At 47.5% G+C, this 15057-nt stretch carries 16 protein-coding genes; 3 read left to right on the top strand and 13 right to left on the bottom strand.

What is annotated here, in order from left to right; translation table 11 throughout:
* The first annotated feature begins 10 nt into the window (after window positions 1-10).
* Genes Q0882_RS07340 through Q0882_RS07330 form a run of 3 tightly spaced genes read left to right on the top strand, consistent with a single transcriptional unit; the run spans window position 11 to window position 3420 of the window.
* Window positions 11-1384, top strand: a complete 1374-nt coding sequence (locus Q0882_RS07340) for an NAD(P)/FAD-dependent oxidoreductase (protein ID WP_299179503.1) — start codon at window positions 11-13, stop codon at window positions 1382-1384.
* Window positions 1377-2189: a DUF1365 domain-containing protein gene (locus Q0882_RS07335; RefSeq protein ID WP_299179501.1), complete on the top strand. Its 813-nt coding sequence runs from the start codon at window positions 1377-1379 to the stop codon at window positions 2187-2189. The genes Q0882_RS07340 and Q0882_RS07335 overlap by 8 nt, the downstream gene beginning before the upstream one ends.
* The gene (locus tag Q0882_RS07330; RefSeq protein ID WP_299179498.1) at window positions 2176-3420 is read left to right on the top strand and encodes a cyclopropane-fatty-acyl-phospholipid synthase family protein; all 1245 of its coding nucleotides are present in this window, start codon (window positions 2176-2178) and stop codon (window positions 3418-3420) included. The genes Q0882_RS07335 and Q0882_RS07330 overlap by 14 nt, the downstream gene beginning before the upstream one ends.
* Before the next feature lie 73 nt (window positions 3421-3493).
* On the opposite strand, the gene Q0882_RS07325 is transcribed toward Q0882_RS07330, so the two are convergent.
* From Q0882_RS07325 to Q0882_RS07265, 13 genes are all read right to left on the bottom strand, one after another.
* Complete coding sequence (locus tag Q0882_RS07325; protein WP_299179496.1) at window positions 3494-4546, bottom strand: hypothetical protein; 1053 nt, start codon at window positions 4544-4546, stop codon at window positions 3494-3496.
* A 41-nt stretch (window positions 4547-4587) separates the two neighbouring features.
* Window positions 4588-5178, bottom strand: a complete 591-nt coding sequence (locus Q0882_RS07320) for a hypothetical protein (RefSeq protein ID WP_299179493.1) — start codon at window positions 5176-5178, stop codon at window positions 4588-4590.
* 352 nt (window positions 5179-5530) lie between these two features.
* On the bottom strand, window positions 5531-6406 hold the full coding sequence (locus Q0882_RS07315; RefSeq protein WP_299179490.1) for a CsgG/HfaB family protein: 876 nt from the start codon (window positions 6404-6406) through the stop codon (window positions 5531-5533).
* A 31-nt stretch (window positions 6407-6437) separates the two neighbouring features.
* Complete coding sequence (locus tag Q0882_RS07310) at window positions 6438-6836, bottom strand: curli assembly protein CsgF (protein ID WP_299179487.1); 399 nt, start codon at window positions 6834-6836, stop codon at window positions 6438-6440.
* 10 nt (window positions 6837-6846) lie between these two features.
* On the bottom strand, window positions 6847-7251 hold the full coding sequence (locus tag Q0882_RS07305; RefSeq protein ID WP_299179485.1) for a CsgE family curli-type amyloid fiber assembly protein: 405 nt from the start codon (window positions 7249-7251) through the stop codon (window positions 6847-6849).
* Window positions 7251-7901 carry a LuxR C-terminal-related transcriptional regulator gene (locus Q0882_RS07300; protein ID WP_299179482.1) on the bottom strand — a complete coding sequence of 217 codons (651 nt, stop codon included), beginning with the start codon at window positions 7899-7901 and terminating at the stop codon, window positions 7251-7253. The genes Q0882_RS07305 and Q0882_RS07300 overlap by 1 nt, the downstream gene beginning before the upstream one ends.
* Before the next feature lie 172 nt (window positions 7902-8073).
* Complete coding sequence (locus Q0882_RS07295) at window positions 8074-8499, bottom strand: nuclear transport factor 2 family protein (RefSeq protein ID WP_299179479.1); 426 nt, start codon at window positions 8497-8499, stop codon at window positions 8074-8076.
* Complete coding sequence (locus Q0882_RS07290) at window positions 8492-9298, bottom strand: SDR family NAD(P)-dependent oxidoreductase (RefSeq protein ID WP_299179476.1); 807 nt, start codon at window positions 9296-9298, stop codon at window positions 8492-8494. Before Q0882_RS07290 ends, Q0882_RS07295 begins: the two co-directional genes overlap by 8 nt.
* A gap of 112 nt (window positions 9299-9410) precedes the next feature.
* Window positions 9411-9980, bottom strand: coding sequence for a DUF3833 domain-containing protein (locus Q0882_RS07285; RefSeq protein ID WP_299179474.1), 570 nt, complete (start codon window positions 9978-9980; stop codon window positions 9411-9413).
* Entirely contained in the window at window positions 9977-10498 is a 522-nt protein-coding gene (locus tag Q0882_RS07280) for a chalcone isomerase family protein (protein WP_299179472.1), read from the bottom strand. The genes Q0882_RS07285 and Q0882_RS07280 overlap by 4 nt, the downstream gene beginning before the upstream one ends.
* A complete protein-coding gene (locus Q0882_RS07275) occupies window positions 10479-10994 on the bottom strand; it encodes a DUF2878 domain-containing protein (protein ID WP_299179470.1) in 516 nt (171 codons plus the stop codon). Before Q0882_RS07275 ends, Q0882_RS07280 begins: the two co-directional genes overlap by 20 nt.
* Window positions 10995-11056: 62 nt before the next feature.
* Window positions 11057-12124 (bottom strand): hypothetical protein, encoded by a 1068-nt coding sequence (locus Q0882_RS07270; protein WP_299179468.1) that lies wholly within the window; start codon window positions 12122-12124, stop codon window positions 11057-11059.
* 155 nt (window positions 12125-12279) lie between these two features.
* Complete coding sequence (locus Q0882_RS07265) at window positions 12280-15024, bottom strand: bifunctional acetate--CoA ligase family protein/GNAT family N-acetyltransferase (RefSeq protein ID WP_299179466.1); 2745 nt, start codon at window positions 15022-15024, stop codon at window positions 12280-12282.
* Window positions 15025-15057: the final 33 nt, after the last annotated feature.

Genomic DNA, 15057 nt, shown 5'->3' with positions numbered 1-15057 from the left:
GGATGATCAGATGAAAATTGCGGCCATACGTCCAAAGAAAATAGCAGTCGTTGGATCGGGCATCTCCGGTTTGAGCTGTGCATGGCTTCTCAGCAAAGCACATGATGTGACACTCTACGAGAAAGATGATCGTCTAGGGGGGCACACCAATACAGTCACGATACCGATTCAGGGTAAGGATATCGCTGTGGATACCGGTTTTATCGTATTCAATCCGGTCAACTACCCGAACTTGGTCAAGTTTTTTGAGACTCTGCATATCCCTTCGGTTGAAACAGATATGTCGTTTTCTGTCTCAGTTAATAAGGGTGATCTGGAATACTCCGGCACCGGTATGTCGGGATTACTGGCTCAGAAAAAAAACCTTCTCAGACCCAGCTTTTGGCAGATGATACGCGACCTTATGCGGTTTTACCGTGAATCGGGGGAGATGCTGAACAGAGAGGATGTCGATCAGATCTCTCTAAGGGAGTTACTCAATATTCATGGCTACAGCAACGCTTTTATCTACAATCACTTGCTACCCATGGGTGCAGCGATCTGGTCAACACCGGTTGAAAAGATGCTGAACTATCCCGCCAGCAGCTTCTTGAGGTTTTGCAGAAACCACGGTCTGGTACAGTTAAAAGACAGGCCTCAATGGAGAACAGTCAACGGCGGCAGCAAGCAGTACATTGATAAAATTGCCGAGACCCTCGAAGGGAAAATCCGTCTAAACAGCCGGATCCATAAGATCATCCGCCATCCCACACACATTACGATTTTAGATCATCATGGTCACAGTGAGCACTATGATGATGTCGTACTCGCCTGCCATTCCGACCAAGCTCTGAAGTTACTCGAAACACCATCAGAATTAGAACAAAAGCTTTTAAGTTGTTTTCCCTATCAACGCAACAAAGCCTACCTTCATCAGGACGACCGTTTGATGCCCCAAAGAAGATCGGTCTGGTCAAGCTGGAACTATCTGTCTGAGGGGGAACGTGATCTGACACAGAGTGTATCTGTCACCTATTGGATGAACACCCTTCAACCATTGAATACCGGGCAAAACCTGTTTGTCTCTCTGAACCCTCTCAGAGAGCCCGGAAAAGAGAGCATTCATCGTACCTTTTTCTATGATCATCCAGAATTTGGCCATGATGCCTTAGCCAATCAAAAACGATTGTGGGAGCTGCAGGGTGTACAGAGAACCTGGTACTGTGGTGCATACTTTGGCTACGGTTTTCATGAAGATGGATTACAGGCAGGTCTTGCGGTCGCAGAGCAGTTAGGCGGTCTCCCCCGCCCCTGGGTTCTGGAGAATAAAAACAGTCGGATCTATGTTCGGGATCTGCCTGTATCCTCGCCGGGCCTGCATCAGAGGGTCAGTGCGCATGGATGATCAGTGTTCAGGCATCTATCGTGGCTTAGTCATGCATCACAGATTTCATCCGGTGCGACACCGTTTTATCTATCGGGTTTTCTCTCTCTGCGTTGATCTCGATGAGCTGCCCCGATTGAACCGTTTGAGGTTTTTCTCCATCAACCGGTTTAATCTGTTTAGCTTCCACGAAAAAGATCATGGATCTGGAGAGGGAGATCTGGCGGGGTTTATACGCCAACTACTGATAAAACGAGGCTACCGCAACGCCACACACTCAATCAAACTGCTCTGTTACCCCAGAATCCTGGGATATACCTTCAATCCCCTGAGTGTCTATTTTTGCTACAACTCTTCAGGGCAACTTAAGGTGATCTTATATGAGGTCAGTAACACATTTGGCTCACGCCACACCTACCTGCTTGAGAATAAACAGTGCGAATCACGTATCAGACAAACATGTAATAAAACGATGTATGTCAGCCCTTTTATGCCGTTGGAAACACAATACAGCTTTCATATCACCCCTCCCGCCGACAAAGTAGCCGTGTGTATCCGGCAGTCTGAGAAAGCGGATACCGACGGCAAGCAACGCCCGTTGTTACATGCAACATTCTCAGGTGATCGGAATCCATTTTCAGACCGTACCTTAATAAAAATGTTTTTCCTCTATCCGTTGATGACACTGAAGGTCATCACCGCGATACATTGGGAAGCCTTCAGACTGTGGCGGAAGAAACTGAGCATTCAACCACGCGAAAAAAACCGATCTAACACGATCAGTTGGCAGGATGAACAAGGAGTATCTCACTATGAAAGTTTATGAGCAGCTAACACCCAAAGCGTTCCGAGGTTCAAGCGAACTGACCTGGGTCGAACAAAAGCTGGTGAGTGTGCTTAATGCGAATCTTAAGAATGCTATCGGGAGTTTAACCCTCACTTTACCCTCTGGACACCAAGTTAGCTTTGGGGATAGACAGCCCGTAGCTGATGTAAAACTTGAGAGCTACCGACCACTTCTACGCTTGTTTTTTGGCGGAATTAACGGTTGGTCTGAGAGTTATTTGGCTGGAGAGTGGGTCAGCTCTGACCTGACATCACTTGTTCGATGGGCCTTACGCAATGAACCTCAACTCAACCAACTCTCGAAAGCGGGTTTTGTTACCCAGTCACTGCACAATGTTTATCACTGGTACCGTGACAACAGCCGCAAAGGGAGTCGCCAAAATATTGCAGCCCATTATGATCTGGGCAATGAATTTTACAGCCGTTGGCTGGACCCCTCGATGACATACTCCGCAGCACTCTATCAAACTGCGGAGCAATCCCTGGAAGCAGCACAGTACTCAAAAAATGCACGCATCCTTGAGCTTCTGAACGCTGATGCGGGTGATCAGATTGTAGAGATTGGTTGTGGTTGGGGAGGCTTTTCAGCACAGGCGGCGCAGACCGAAAACCTTAATATGCATGGTATTACCCTGTCAAAAGAGCAACTTGCATGGGCAAAGCACGCCATATCAGCAGCCCATTTAGAGCAACAGGTCCATTTAAGCCTGACCGACTACCGTGATCTTGTGCATCAGTATGATGGGGTCGTTTCGATAGAGATGTTTGAAGCGGTGGGCGAAGCGCACTGGGATACCTATTTCAATACCCTAAAACGGGTACTAAAACCGGGTGGCAACGCAGTCTTACAGGTGATCACTATCGATGATGAACGTTTTCACAGTTATCGCAAGCAGGCTGATTTTATCCAGCGTTATGTGTTCCCTGGCGGGATGCTACCCAGTGTTGAAGCCCTGAAAGCGAAGATTGAACAACATGGCTTTACACTCACTCAGCAGCAGATGTTCGGCAAAGATTACGCCCAGACTCTGAGAGAGTGGCGCTACGCTTTCGAAAACAACTGGCCGCAGATCATCCAGCTGGGATTTGATGAACAGTTCTACCGACTTTGGCGCTACTATCTCGCCTACTGTGAAGGCGGGTTTGAAGAGGGGACTGTGGATGTCGGCCTATTCGTGCTTACTCAATCAAACTCAACATCCAGTAGTTGATTCACCATTCGAATAGCCCAAGAAAATGGCCCGAGTGTTTAAACTCAGGCCATTCATGCTATTTATCAAAAACTTAGTTCTGCAGAATAGTGGCCATATTGCTGGTTCCATTCTGGTAGATAGAACCGTAGTTACCAGAGGTAGTCTGTGCAATCGTCGCCATATTGGTTGTACCGTACTGAGTTACGTAAGCCTGATGCAGAGAGCCGCTCTGATCGATATCAGAGTCGTTACCCACACCATCCTGATAAACCGTAGCCGCCAGATCGGTACCGGTCTGATAAACATCGGAGATATTACCATCACCTAACTGATCCACATCCACCTGAGACGTTGTTGTAACATCCTGCAGGACATATGAGTTGTGATTATCACCCGTCTGATCAACATCAACAGTCGATCCAACCGTATAATACTGGTAGGTAGTTGCCGTGTTAGCATTACCTACCTGCGTTGTGGAGGCCTCATTCGCACTGCCCGAATAATACTGCCACGTAGCTGCAATGTTATTATCTCCCGCCTGCTCAATCAAAATATCACTGGCATCCTGGCCATCCTGATAAGCTGTCGCAGCGTTATTTGAGCTGTAAGCATAACCCCCATCGGTTGTGTAGCCCTGCCATACCCGTGTTGAACTGTTCAGGCTATAAGATTGATAGTTTGCGTTGCTGTTGCCATCACCATATTGGTACAGGGATGTATAGTTATCCTGCCCACCAAATTGCTGATTATAGCTAGCGTTACCACTGCCATATTGAGATTGGTATGCAATACTGCTCAGTTCATACTCCTGATCACTATCCGCACCGTTTCCGGTACCTGACTGATACTGAGATACGTAGTTTTGATCCGCTTCATACTGATCCGCAGTAGCAACATTATCATCGCCATACTGAGACTGAGATGCACTGTTAGAATCGGCTTCCTCCTGAGTCGTCGTAGCATCATTATTATTGCCGCTCTGATACTGAGAAGCGTAATTATTGGTCGAACCGGTAGTCTGGTCGATTAACGCAGTATTTCCATTGCCATACTGAGTTTGGTAACCGCTGTTACCGGCAGCCATCGCTACGGAGGAAGAGGCGGTAATGGCGGCAATCGCTAAGCTAAGTGTAAGTTTTTTCATGACGCTGTCCTTTTCATTATGTTTCATTACTAGCACGGGGGTTAGTTGAACTGTCTTACTGAGACTGAAAGTGAGTCACCGAACTGGCTGACATGACTTTCAAGACCACTTCCAATCTGCTCTATGAAAGCGGTATTGAAACTACCGACCTGATCGATTCCCGCCAGGTTGTTATCACCCTGTTGAGTGATCTCCGACTGATTGAATCCACCACGTTGAACACTGTTGATCTGGTTACCCGCTCCTGACTGCAGAGCCAGTATGAGATTTTCAACTCCGTCCTGACTCAGCTTTATCTGGTTTTGCTGCCCATACTGCTCAATCTGAGCCTGATCTGATCGACCCTTCTGAAGAATCAGAGCATGCTGCTGAGTACCGGATTGGAGCACTCGGAGCTGATGGTCATCCCCCCACTGTTCAGCAGCGAGATAGTGCTGCCCCTGCTGGACGGTATCATCAAGTTCAGATAACGGATCCAGATCTGCTGCAATAGCCGAGGTGGTTGTTAGGGTGAGAAATAAAGCCTGAAGCCAGTACATTAAGATGGGTTGAGTCATAGCCTGCGCTTTCTTTGAAGAGCGTAACTTCGGCTTAAAAGGCGCAAAACCTGATGCAGTATCCTTAGTTAGCATGCTTATCTTCCACCTTCCCTAGCTACCCTTAGCGATCTCCCCAAATCATTTTGTAAAAGGGAGAAACATCCTCTGTTATCTGCTCAGGCTGATAATCATTAAACTCAGAGTTGAATCCAGTTTAGCTTTGAGGTGATACCCTGCCATCAGGGGGAAGACTGATTTTCATGACTATTTTTTTCAGTCATCCGGCTGATAGAAACCAGAAAAGATCAGGCAAAAGTATGATTTTATAGATCAGAAAATGATTAGAATTGAATAACCGATTACCTTCAAATTCAGGAGCCTAGCAGGAAGCTAAACCCCTTTTTAAAGCCACCACAGGGGGGGGGGGGGAGGTATTGAGTGACTATCAAATCAACTCATGTTGTGCATTCATGTAGTGCTTGAGAACAGGAGAATCAATCATCTTAGGTGATTTGAGCCCCCAACTTTTATCTTTAACCCCTTGAGCAATCAAGTGAAGCAGAGCTGATTCGATTGCAGATAAAACACACAGTTGCTTAGGTTCGTTACTGGTTGTTCCCGCTTCCAGTTCAAGCAAACGCTTAAATTCAATAAAACGGAAAACGCCGGTACTGATCTCACGAGACATAACCGATTTTGTTGTCATCACTGAATGCAAAATTCGTCCGGTACGCACATCCACTGCACGCAGGTTAACCGTCACCTGATCAACACGATACTGCTCAGATGCTCCGATTCCAAAATACTTTGCCCCCAAACCACCTGTTTTGATGTTACTGTCATAGCCAATAATTCCTCCTTCAAGCATTACATTAGCAGCTAACAGTGAAGGCAGTTCAATCTCATTATTGATCGGCGTATTGGGTTTTTTCTGGGCGGCCCGAATAATCTTTCTCTCTGTCAGAATATTCTGCAGCCCCTCACGCTCCAAGGGAATAAACCACCCGGAATCCTGCATCGCACCGATCAACATCGCGGTTGCCCCTTGGGTAACTGCTGTCGAAAATGAACTGGCGGGTGCCTGTTTATACTGACCGGTTTGGTCACGAAAGTTATAAACTGTGGCAACTATTTTTCCACGGGGAGCGGGCAACGATTTCAGATCCTGATAGGTGCTGGCCCGAGGAGTTAGTTGTGCTTCCTGCTCCCCGGGACCAAACACTGCACTCCCACTTTTTTGTACCGCACTACAGGCTCCAAGTAACATGGTGGCGGTTATTAAAACGAGTTTGCCTATCTGTTTAACCTGTGGAGATTGCATAACCTATTCCTGTTTAATCCATTAAACGTGATTAAAAACCACTAACATCAATCTGTGTTGATTCGTTGGTGAGCTTATCCACGATTAAAATAGAAAGAGAGCCATCTTCAGAGATGACATCGACGATAAAATCGCTGGTTTCAAGACGCCCTGGCGTCCCCTCCTCCGCATTGGATAAGAGATCACTCAACAAACGGGACTCTACGGCACGAGTAAAACGTTCGATCGCAGATGTCTGAGAGAAAGGTGAGCCACCAGCACCCGAATCCGGATCGGTCTTATCATTTTGAGCTTGTGCATTGCTCAAGAGGTAGCTGCCATTAATTGGGTTGCCTCCAAAACTGGGGTTGACCGGTGTATACACCAGTTCTGTCGCAACCGCCTGTAAACTGATTAACAACAGACTCCCTGCGATCCATCTACTCATCATGCTGATCACCTCATAATTCATCTTTATCAATATCAAAGGTGTCAGAGAAGAGCGCTTTTAGCTCCAACTGCTTCACCCTTTTATCTATCTGCCGTGCAGCCTGCTCAGCCTCACGTTGCAAGTTTGTGCTACTCGGCGAAAGGAATCGGCGGTACACCGTTTTATGATCTTTTTCGACCCAAATCAGATTCCCCCAACGGGCTGAAGGGCGCTCAAAAATACTCAGGTTGTATTCACCATCAGGGATATGGGTGTGCCGATAGTCACTGAGGTAACGCGTAAAATCATGACCAATCCTTGTGATGGTGTTATCCGTTGTAAATCCCTTAATCTCATCTTCTAAGCCTTGGGAACTGAGCATGGGAGGCCATAAGAAACTGATCACTGTCATAACCAGAAGGCCTTTTTTGCGCATTACAAATATTCCTGAGCCCAATTCGCTGCCTGCAATCTGTTGCTGACGCCAATCTTTTTAAAGACTTTGTAGAGATGACTTTTTACCGTGTGGCAACTGACATTGAGGCTTGAAGCGATCTCCTCATTACTCATACCAACAGCGAGTTTTTCGAGCACCTTCCGCTCTTTCTTTGTCAATTGATCAGAAACAGAAGGCTCTCGTTGTGTGAGCGGTTTGCGATAATACTCCAGTAAGGAATGAGTTAATTTCCGGGGTAACCACAACCCCTGTTCGATAATTTCCTGAACACCGAGCGCCAGTATTTCGGTACTGTTATCTTCATAAAAAATACCTTTCACCTGGGGCCAATGGGTCAGCGCTTCGTAGGCGGTGTCATGGGGAGAGTTCAACAAGGCGACAAAACAGGGATTGCGTTTAGTATCAATCCGTTCAAGAAGGTTTTGAATCTGGTCAATAGAGTATGAGCCGCAATCAATCAGCAGGAGTTGCGGATCTGTAATATCTTCCGCTTTGGAGAGGTGGGTTGTCTGACAGGCTATCCCCAATTCTGAAATCAAAAAATTGCACAACATCGTTGCCTGCAGACGATTTTTCCCAATGATCGTAGCGTTCCTTACCGTCTCACGGTGTCTCAGTGCGTCAAGCAAAACTTATATCCTTGTAAGTTATCTTTACTTCAACGGAATACCACACTAAAACGCTCGTTTTCTTTATACAAGGGAGCGGAAAAAGAATCAGTCAAAAGTACCAAATTCATTATGAGGGGGACTCATAGTAAAAGAAGTGGATTTGGAGCTCTGGTTTTTTGCAGACAACAGGTTAGGTGACTGTTATTACAAACTTTTTACGGATCTGTCTGATTAAGCCTCCGACCAGAGGTAAGCACGTCATCAGGACAGACGCATCCCAGAAATCTTCATGATAAGTAATGAGTCCTTTCTCATTCGCAGATATCCGGCTGGTCCCTCTAAAACTGAATGAACCAGTCATCTTACTTTCACCATGAAAGGTCCAATAGATAAACCCCTCTCGCTCCTGATAGATCTGCTGATGAACCTCAAATCTCACATCGGAAAGCCTCTCAAAGGTGTGTCGCATCAGCATCAGGAATTGAGCACGGCTATGAGTCTCATTAAACGGATCTTTAAAAAACATCTCCTTTGCTAACAGTGGTTCAATCACGTCCAACGAATCAAGGTTAAGCGCTTCAAGCCCAGCCACGTAGTTTTCTAACCAGTTATCCATGTTTTTGCTCAATCGCCTCGGGTTTAACTGTCGGAACTAAACTCCCCAACAATCTGAAATAGATCGAATAAGGAAGAATACGAAGTAGTTTTAGGATATAGGTAAAGCGCTTGGGAAAGGTGATCTCAAACCGCTCCTTACAAAGCCCTTCAATGATCTCCCTTGCAGCCTCGTCAGCAGATATCATCGCTGGCATTTTAAACCTGTTTTTATCTGTTAAGGGTGTTTTAACAAACCCAGGTGAGATGATCTGCAATTTGATTTGGCTCCCTTTCAAATCCAGCTTCAGTGCTTCACAGAGGTTAATCAGTGCGGCTTTGCCTGCCCCATAAGCAGCGGCTGTAGGCAATCCCCGATAGCCGGCAACTGAAGTCATCACTGCAATCTGTCCCGAGTTCTTTTCAAGATACCGTTTTAATACCGGATCAATACAGTTCAGGGTTCCCTGTAGATTAATATCCAGAAGCTTTCTACATCTCCGAGCACTGAATTCAGTTGCCGCAAAAGGGTCATGTGTCCCAGCATTCAGAACGACCAGTTCAGGGATACCCGCCCCCTGATCCCAGCTTTGCATCATATCCTCAATCTCAGCCGGCTGAGTAATATCAAGCGGGATAGGGACCACCATGCCTGAGTAATCCAGACACTCCTGTTTCACTTTTTCCAGATCTGCTGGGGTTCGTGCTGATATATATACTGTGACCCCTTGCTGCGAGAGCAATCGAGCTAAAGCCGCGCCAATCCCTCTGCCCGCCCCCGTAATCCATGCACTTTCCCATGGCAACGAAGAAATTTTCATAGATCCCCCAGATATTCAAGAACGACCAAAAAGAGACAGTCATTACACAAAATAGGCTCCAGACTCCCGTCGTTTATGACCTTTAGCGCAGCAGAATACTTATAGCTGGCCATTAAATGACACATCCCTGAGAAGGTTCCCTATGGTGTTGTGATGAAACCCTGCGGATATACAACGTTATCTCTCCCACATTAAAACCAAATTTAGAGATCACGGCCCTATTCAGCAGATTGTCTTTATCAACCAGATACATCCAATCATTCAAGTCTATTTCCCAGCTTTTATCAGCTACAGGTATTTGTAACCGATACCGCCAATTGAAGGCGTTTCCTGCGACACGACCGGTTGCCTGCCCAATGACATCATCTGCAGTCCCCACATATTGATTACCAATTTTTACTAACCGCCAACACCGAACCTGCATCTCACCATCAGCAAAATAAAATTGCTCATCCACTACACCCTGCCTATCTTTCCATTGTGCTCGGATATCCGCACGAAATCGCCTAACCACTTTTCCATTACGATCCTGAACCATGCCATACGCTTCCAGCTGTCCGAGAAAAAACTCCTCCAGTACAAGCGTTGGCTTCTCCATCTGATAATCATTTAATGTTGCTCCGCATCCCACCAGAAGCAGAAGCAGAGGCAGAGTCACCGTAATGATCTGAATAGGTTTCATCGTTGCTCACCTCTCAGTTGCTTCGCCAGTTCTGGATATTGACTCTCAGTTGAGAGCCATATCTGTAGAAATGAGGGTGCAAATTGCTGATCTGTGATGACCCCAATCAGCATACGGTTGTGATAAAAATTGGATTCCCCCTCAGAAGTGAGTTCCAATGCCAACTGATCTCCCTTACGGATCTCAGGCCATATTTTTTTTAATAGAGATAACCAGCGTTTTTGTGGGTGAGAGCCTGGCAGATACCGACTCCACTGCTTTTCTGTTTCTTCAAGTAACGCCTTTTGACTAATCTCTCTTTTGTAATCCAGCTGAAACAGCAACGGTTCGTCATAACCTCTGAATTGGCCTGATAACGAATACAAAGACGCATCGTAGATATCAAACCAAAGAACAGATAACGTGGCGCTCCCTACTTTTTGCCATCGCTCGGATACCTCCTCAGCAGGGACAGCAGTGCTCATTGCCAATAGCACCAGCATGACGTGCAAACGATCCCTAATTTGGCCGGAGAGCATAGCGAACACCTATACGATGACTTAGGAAGATTAATAGAGGGAATAAACCTGCCCAGATGAGCAGGAGAATGATAAAGACAGTGATTGGGGAAAAACCGAGTTCAACCACTCCCAATGTAGCTGCAGCTAAATAGGTTGTACTTCCACCGATACTGCCAACAAATGCCGAGAGGAGATATCGTCCCGAGAAAAAGCTCAGGCTATTTCGCAAGGTGGCACAAAACCCCAACCAAAGGAGTCCCAGCCAGAGAGGAACAGCTTCACTTTCGGTAAAGATAAAGACACCATTCAGCGTCAGCAAAAAATCAATTGAAAACCCCAGCAGTGCAGTCAGTATCAGAGTGAAAAGCTCGATGAGGGGCTGTGTATGGAGGAGAAGATGGAGCAGTATCAGAATGGTTACAGGGAGAGCCGCACTATTCCCATAAAGAATAGATAACCACCAGATTAACTGGAAGCCGGTAAAGTTCACCCAAAAGTTTTGACTGATGCCCATACACCCTCCTATGGGGTGTATTACGCATCCGTGTCATTATCAGATCAGAATAGGTATCCGTTTCACGATGCCGCACTGGATAACAATGCAACACCCTGCCGGTAGCCCAGCCCCCCATTTCCATGAACCATGCCATAGTGTTCATCCCCCTCAATGAGACGTTCATACATCGTAATCAGTCCATTCAGTGCTGGATTGTTCCAGGGGGCTCTGGCCAGATTCATTCCACCGGTAATCGTTATGCTGTGCTCCTCGAGAAAAGCAGGCACCTCCTCCAACAGATCCACCAGACCACTCATCAACAGAAATGCCATCGGCACAACCGGATAACAGGTATAAGCCTCCAAAAGCGCCTCACCTGAGCGGAACAGTTTGGGGAAATCGATATTGGCTTCAGCGCAACATTGCTCGTAAGCCTGTTTTAGGTGGGTATAATCCGCAATCTCCTGAATATATTCAGGTCCGTCCCCCGCCAGGCGGCCCAGCCCTACTCCCCTGATCGCAACAACAGTATCAGCAGAGACCGATAATCGCTGTAACAGGGCGTCAGAACAGATCAGCAAGCGACCCGAGAAATCAACCAACGGATTAGCACAGTCTACACCACGGAAGAGTGAGGTGATGGGGCGGTACCAGCGCTCATCCGGTAACAGCTCAGGATTGAAGTCATCCGCGAGTGAATTGCGATAGCTGAGTTTATAGTTTTCAAACAGCGAGTGGGCGATGTCACGAAAATGCTCATCTTCACGATCATGCACCCGAAGAAAGTGCTCAGCCAAGTCGTTGTAAGCTTCGGTCAGTGGGTAATCATTCCCATAGACCGCCATTTTGTTCAGCCGTTCATCACGGGCATACCCACTTTTGAGGTGATCTTCACCACTGATCACCACAGCCTCCATCCCCTGTTCTATCAACTCTCGGGCACGTGCTAACGCTTCTATCGGCGCACAACCACTGCGAAAATGGTTTGCGGGCTCAGGACTATGCCAATCTGCACTGAGAGGTTCAATCACCAGTTCCTGAATGGGAACACCCAATGAGCGAATCTCTTGCTCAAGCGCAAGGCAGTGTTTCTGACAACCCAAGCTATCAACTGTTTTAGCCGCTGCGATGATAAATGCATTAGACATCTGGATACCTTATTAATCTTTCAGGAGGATCGATAGTAACAGATAAATAAGGGTTTTCACCTACTCTGAATATTCAGCTATAGATGTTTGGTAGTGATTGTGGAGGGAATAAGCTTATCAGGGCACCGCGGTGCCCTGATATTACGGGAAAAAGACTAGAGCGGCAGGTTAAGGCGTAGGCGCTGCCAATCCTCTGTCGGTTCATTCAACATCATCTTCATATCGACAACATCTTCTTCGACATTGAAACTGTTGGCAAAACCCAGTTTCCGAGCCAGGTTCTGCATCCCTTTATTATTGGGAAGGGTAGAACCGATAATCTGCAATGTTCCACGGCTCTTGCAGTACTCGACAATCTTACTCATCAGAGCAACCCCGAGCCCTTCACCCTGAAGATCATCACGGATAACTACACTAAATTCAGAGCGGACATTATCAGCATCAGTTACAGCGCGGACGACACCCAGCGTTTCCATCCCCTTCCCTTCATCGCGAGGGACGGTAATGATGAAGGCCATCTCACGGTCATAATCGATCTGAGTCCAGTTCGCCAACTCCTGATGGGTTGGAATCCCACGGCTGTAGAAATAGCGCAGACGGATCGACTGAGGACTCAGCTTGTTGTAGAACTCCAGATGGTTTGGCTCATCCTCACCCCGGATCGCACGCATGATCGCTTTGCGGCCTGAACGCTTCAGCGTGATCTCTTCAGTCAGGTGTTCAGGGTAGGGAGAGATCGACAGGCGCCCCTCCTCTTCCGAGATTGAGACAGAAGCGTCTGTCACCAGAAGCCCCGTTTTGTTCACCAGCAGCGGATTGATCTCCAAGCCTTTAAGGTTAGGCAGATCGACAATCATCTCCGACAGGTTTAATAGCAACGAAGCCAGCTGATCAATATCCTCTTTAGGGCGGTAGCTGTTCTCCTCGATAATCTGACAGATTCGGGACTGACGGATCAGCTCCGATGCCAATGCCAAATTCAGCGGCGGCAGCATCACATGCCGATCGGCCAGTACGTCGACTGTATGCCCACCCGCACCAAAAACAATGACCGGACCAAAGGTTGGGTCACGGGTGATACCCACATTAATCTGAAGTGACTGAAATCCACGTTTCATCTGCTGTACGCAGAATCCCATCTGCTCTTCCGCAGAGAAGGATTCACCCATACGGTATGAAAGTTGTGTGGTTGCATGTTTAACTTCAGATGCTGAGAAAAGATCCTGTGCGATATCTTTCCAGCGCTGACTACCTCGATCATCATAACTGAATGGGTAAGCATTCTGTTTATGTAACGCCTTGATCTGCACAGAGGTCTCTAATTTTCGTGCGTGAGCGACGACCTGATCGATCTGATCGCTGTAGAACGTATTAGCGACTGGGATATCGTAGAGGTCCAGCAGGGAGCAGGCCTCCTGATGCGTAAGATAATCACGCTGATCTTTCAATGCGTTCTGGATAAGCTCACGGGCTTTAATATGGTTAGGCGTGTTCTGCTCAATATAGGGGGGTGGTGTCTGCTTCATCACCTCCTGATTACGATGAAAATCCACCATGTGCATAAATGCATCAACAGATTCTTCCGGCGTCAGGAAGGTGGAGATGCCCGCCGAGTTACAATGGTTACGGGCTTCAATGGCAGTCGCACGCCCCATCCAGCAGGTCAAAACATTACGGGGGGTTTTCTTGGCAACCTGGATCACTTCATCAGCGGTTTCAACTGAGGGAGCCATACGCGTCGGTGCGTGGAGCATCAATACCGCATCGACATTCTTATCTTTGGTCAGGATCCGCACCGCATCTGCAAACAACTGAGGTTCTGCATCTGCGTTCAGGTCAACCGGATTAGATCGATTCCAGTGATCCGGCAGCAGTTCAGCCAATGCGTCGGTGGTTTCAGCCGTCAACTGAGCAAGCTTTCCATTTTGACTCAGCAGCCTCTCTGTCGCTAAAGCATTAGGACCTGCTCCGTTTGAGACAATCGCCAGTCGCTCTCCACGCATCGGTTTCATACGCGTAAGCGTTTCCAGTGCGTTAAACAACTCATCCGAAGTTTCAACCCGGACAACACCCGCGCGTCTCAACGCAGCATCGTAAACCATGTCATCGTCGTAGATTCCCGGCGCAAGTTCAGTATCTGATTTTTCACCGATAAAGGTGTCATTTTTGAGTACCAAAACCAGCTTATTACGTGATGCAGAACGAACCGCAGAGAGAAAGTCCCTGGCAGAGCCATCCACTCTATTCAGCTGAATTAAAATTGCATGGGTGTATGGATCCTGAGCGAGGTAATCGATCACTGAAGGCAGATCGACATCAGCACCATCTCCCAGAGTCAGGAAATGTGAAAATCCGATCTCCTGCCCGGTCGCCCAATCGATCATGGCGGTACCCAGAATCCCGGATTGGCCGATGTAAGCGACCTTGCCCTTCATAATGTTCATATGAGAGTAACTGGCGTTCATGCTATGCCCAGGCACCAGCATACCCATGCAATCCGGCCCAAGAATTCTGATGCCATAAGGCTTAGCCGCTTCGCGGACCTCATCACGTAAGCTCTGGTTACTGTCACCCTGTGCTATTGAAAGCCCGCCGGTAAGGATCATGGCCGCTTTGACCATACTGACACCCAGTGCACGGATAATGTCAGCTACCGTTTCAGGGGGTGAACAGATGATCGCCAGATCAGGCATCTCAGGAAGATCCGCTAAGCTGCTATAACATGGAACCCCATGCACCTCTGAATACCCCTGCGAATTGACCGCATAAAGCGTACCTTTAAACCCACCCTCCTGGAGGTTCTGCAACACGACGCCCCCCATACTGTTGTCACGGGCTGATGCACCGAAGACTGCGATAGAAGCGGGCTTAAAAAAGCGTTTCAGGTATTTGGTAGACACTCAGTTATATCCTCTCTTGCTAATAGAGCCATC

Source organism: uncultured Neptuniibacter sp., from assembly GCF_947498015.1.
GTDB lineage: Bacteria > Pseudomonadota > Gammaproteobacteria > Pseudomonadales > Balneatricaceae > Neptuniibacter.
Note: the sequence above shows the minus strand (reverse complement) of the source record. Positions and strands in the feature narration are given on the sequence as shown.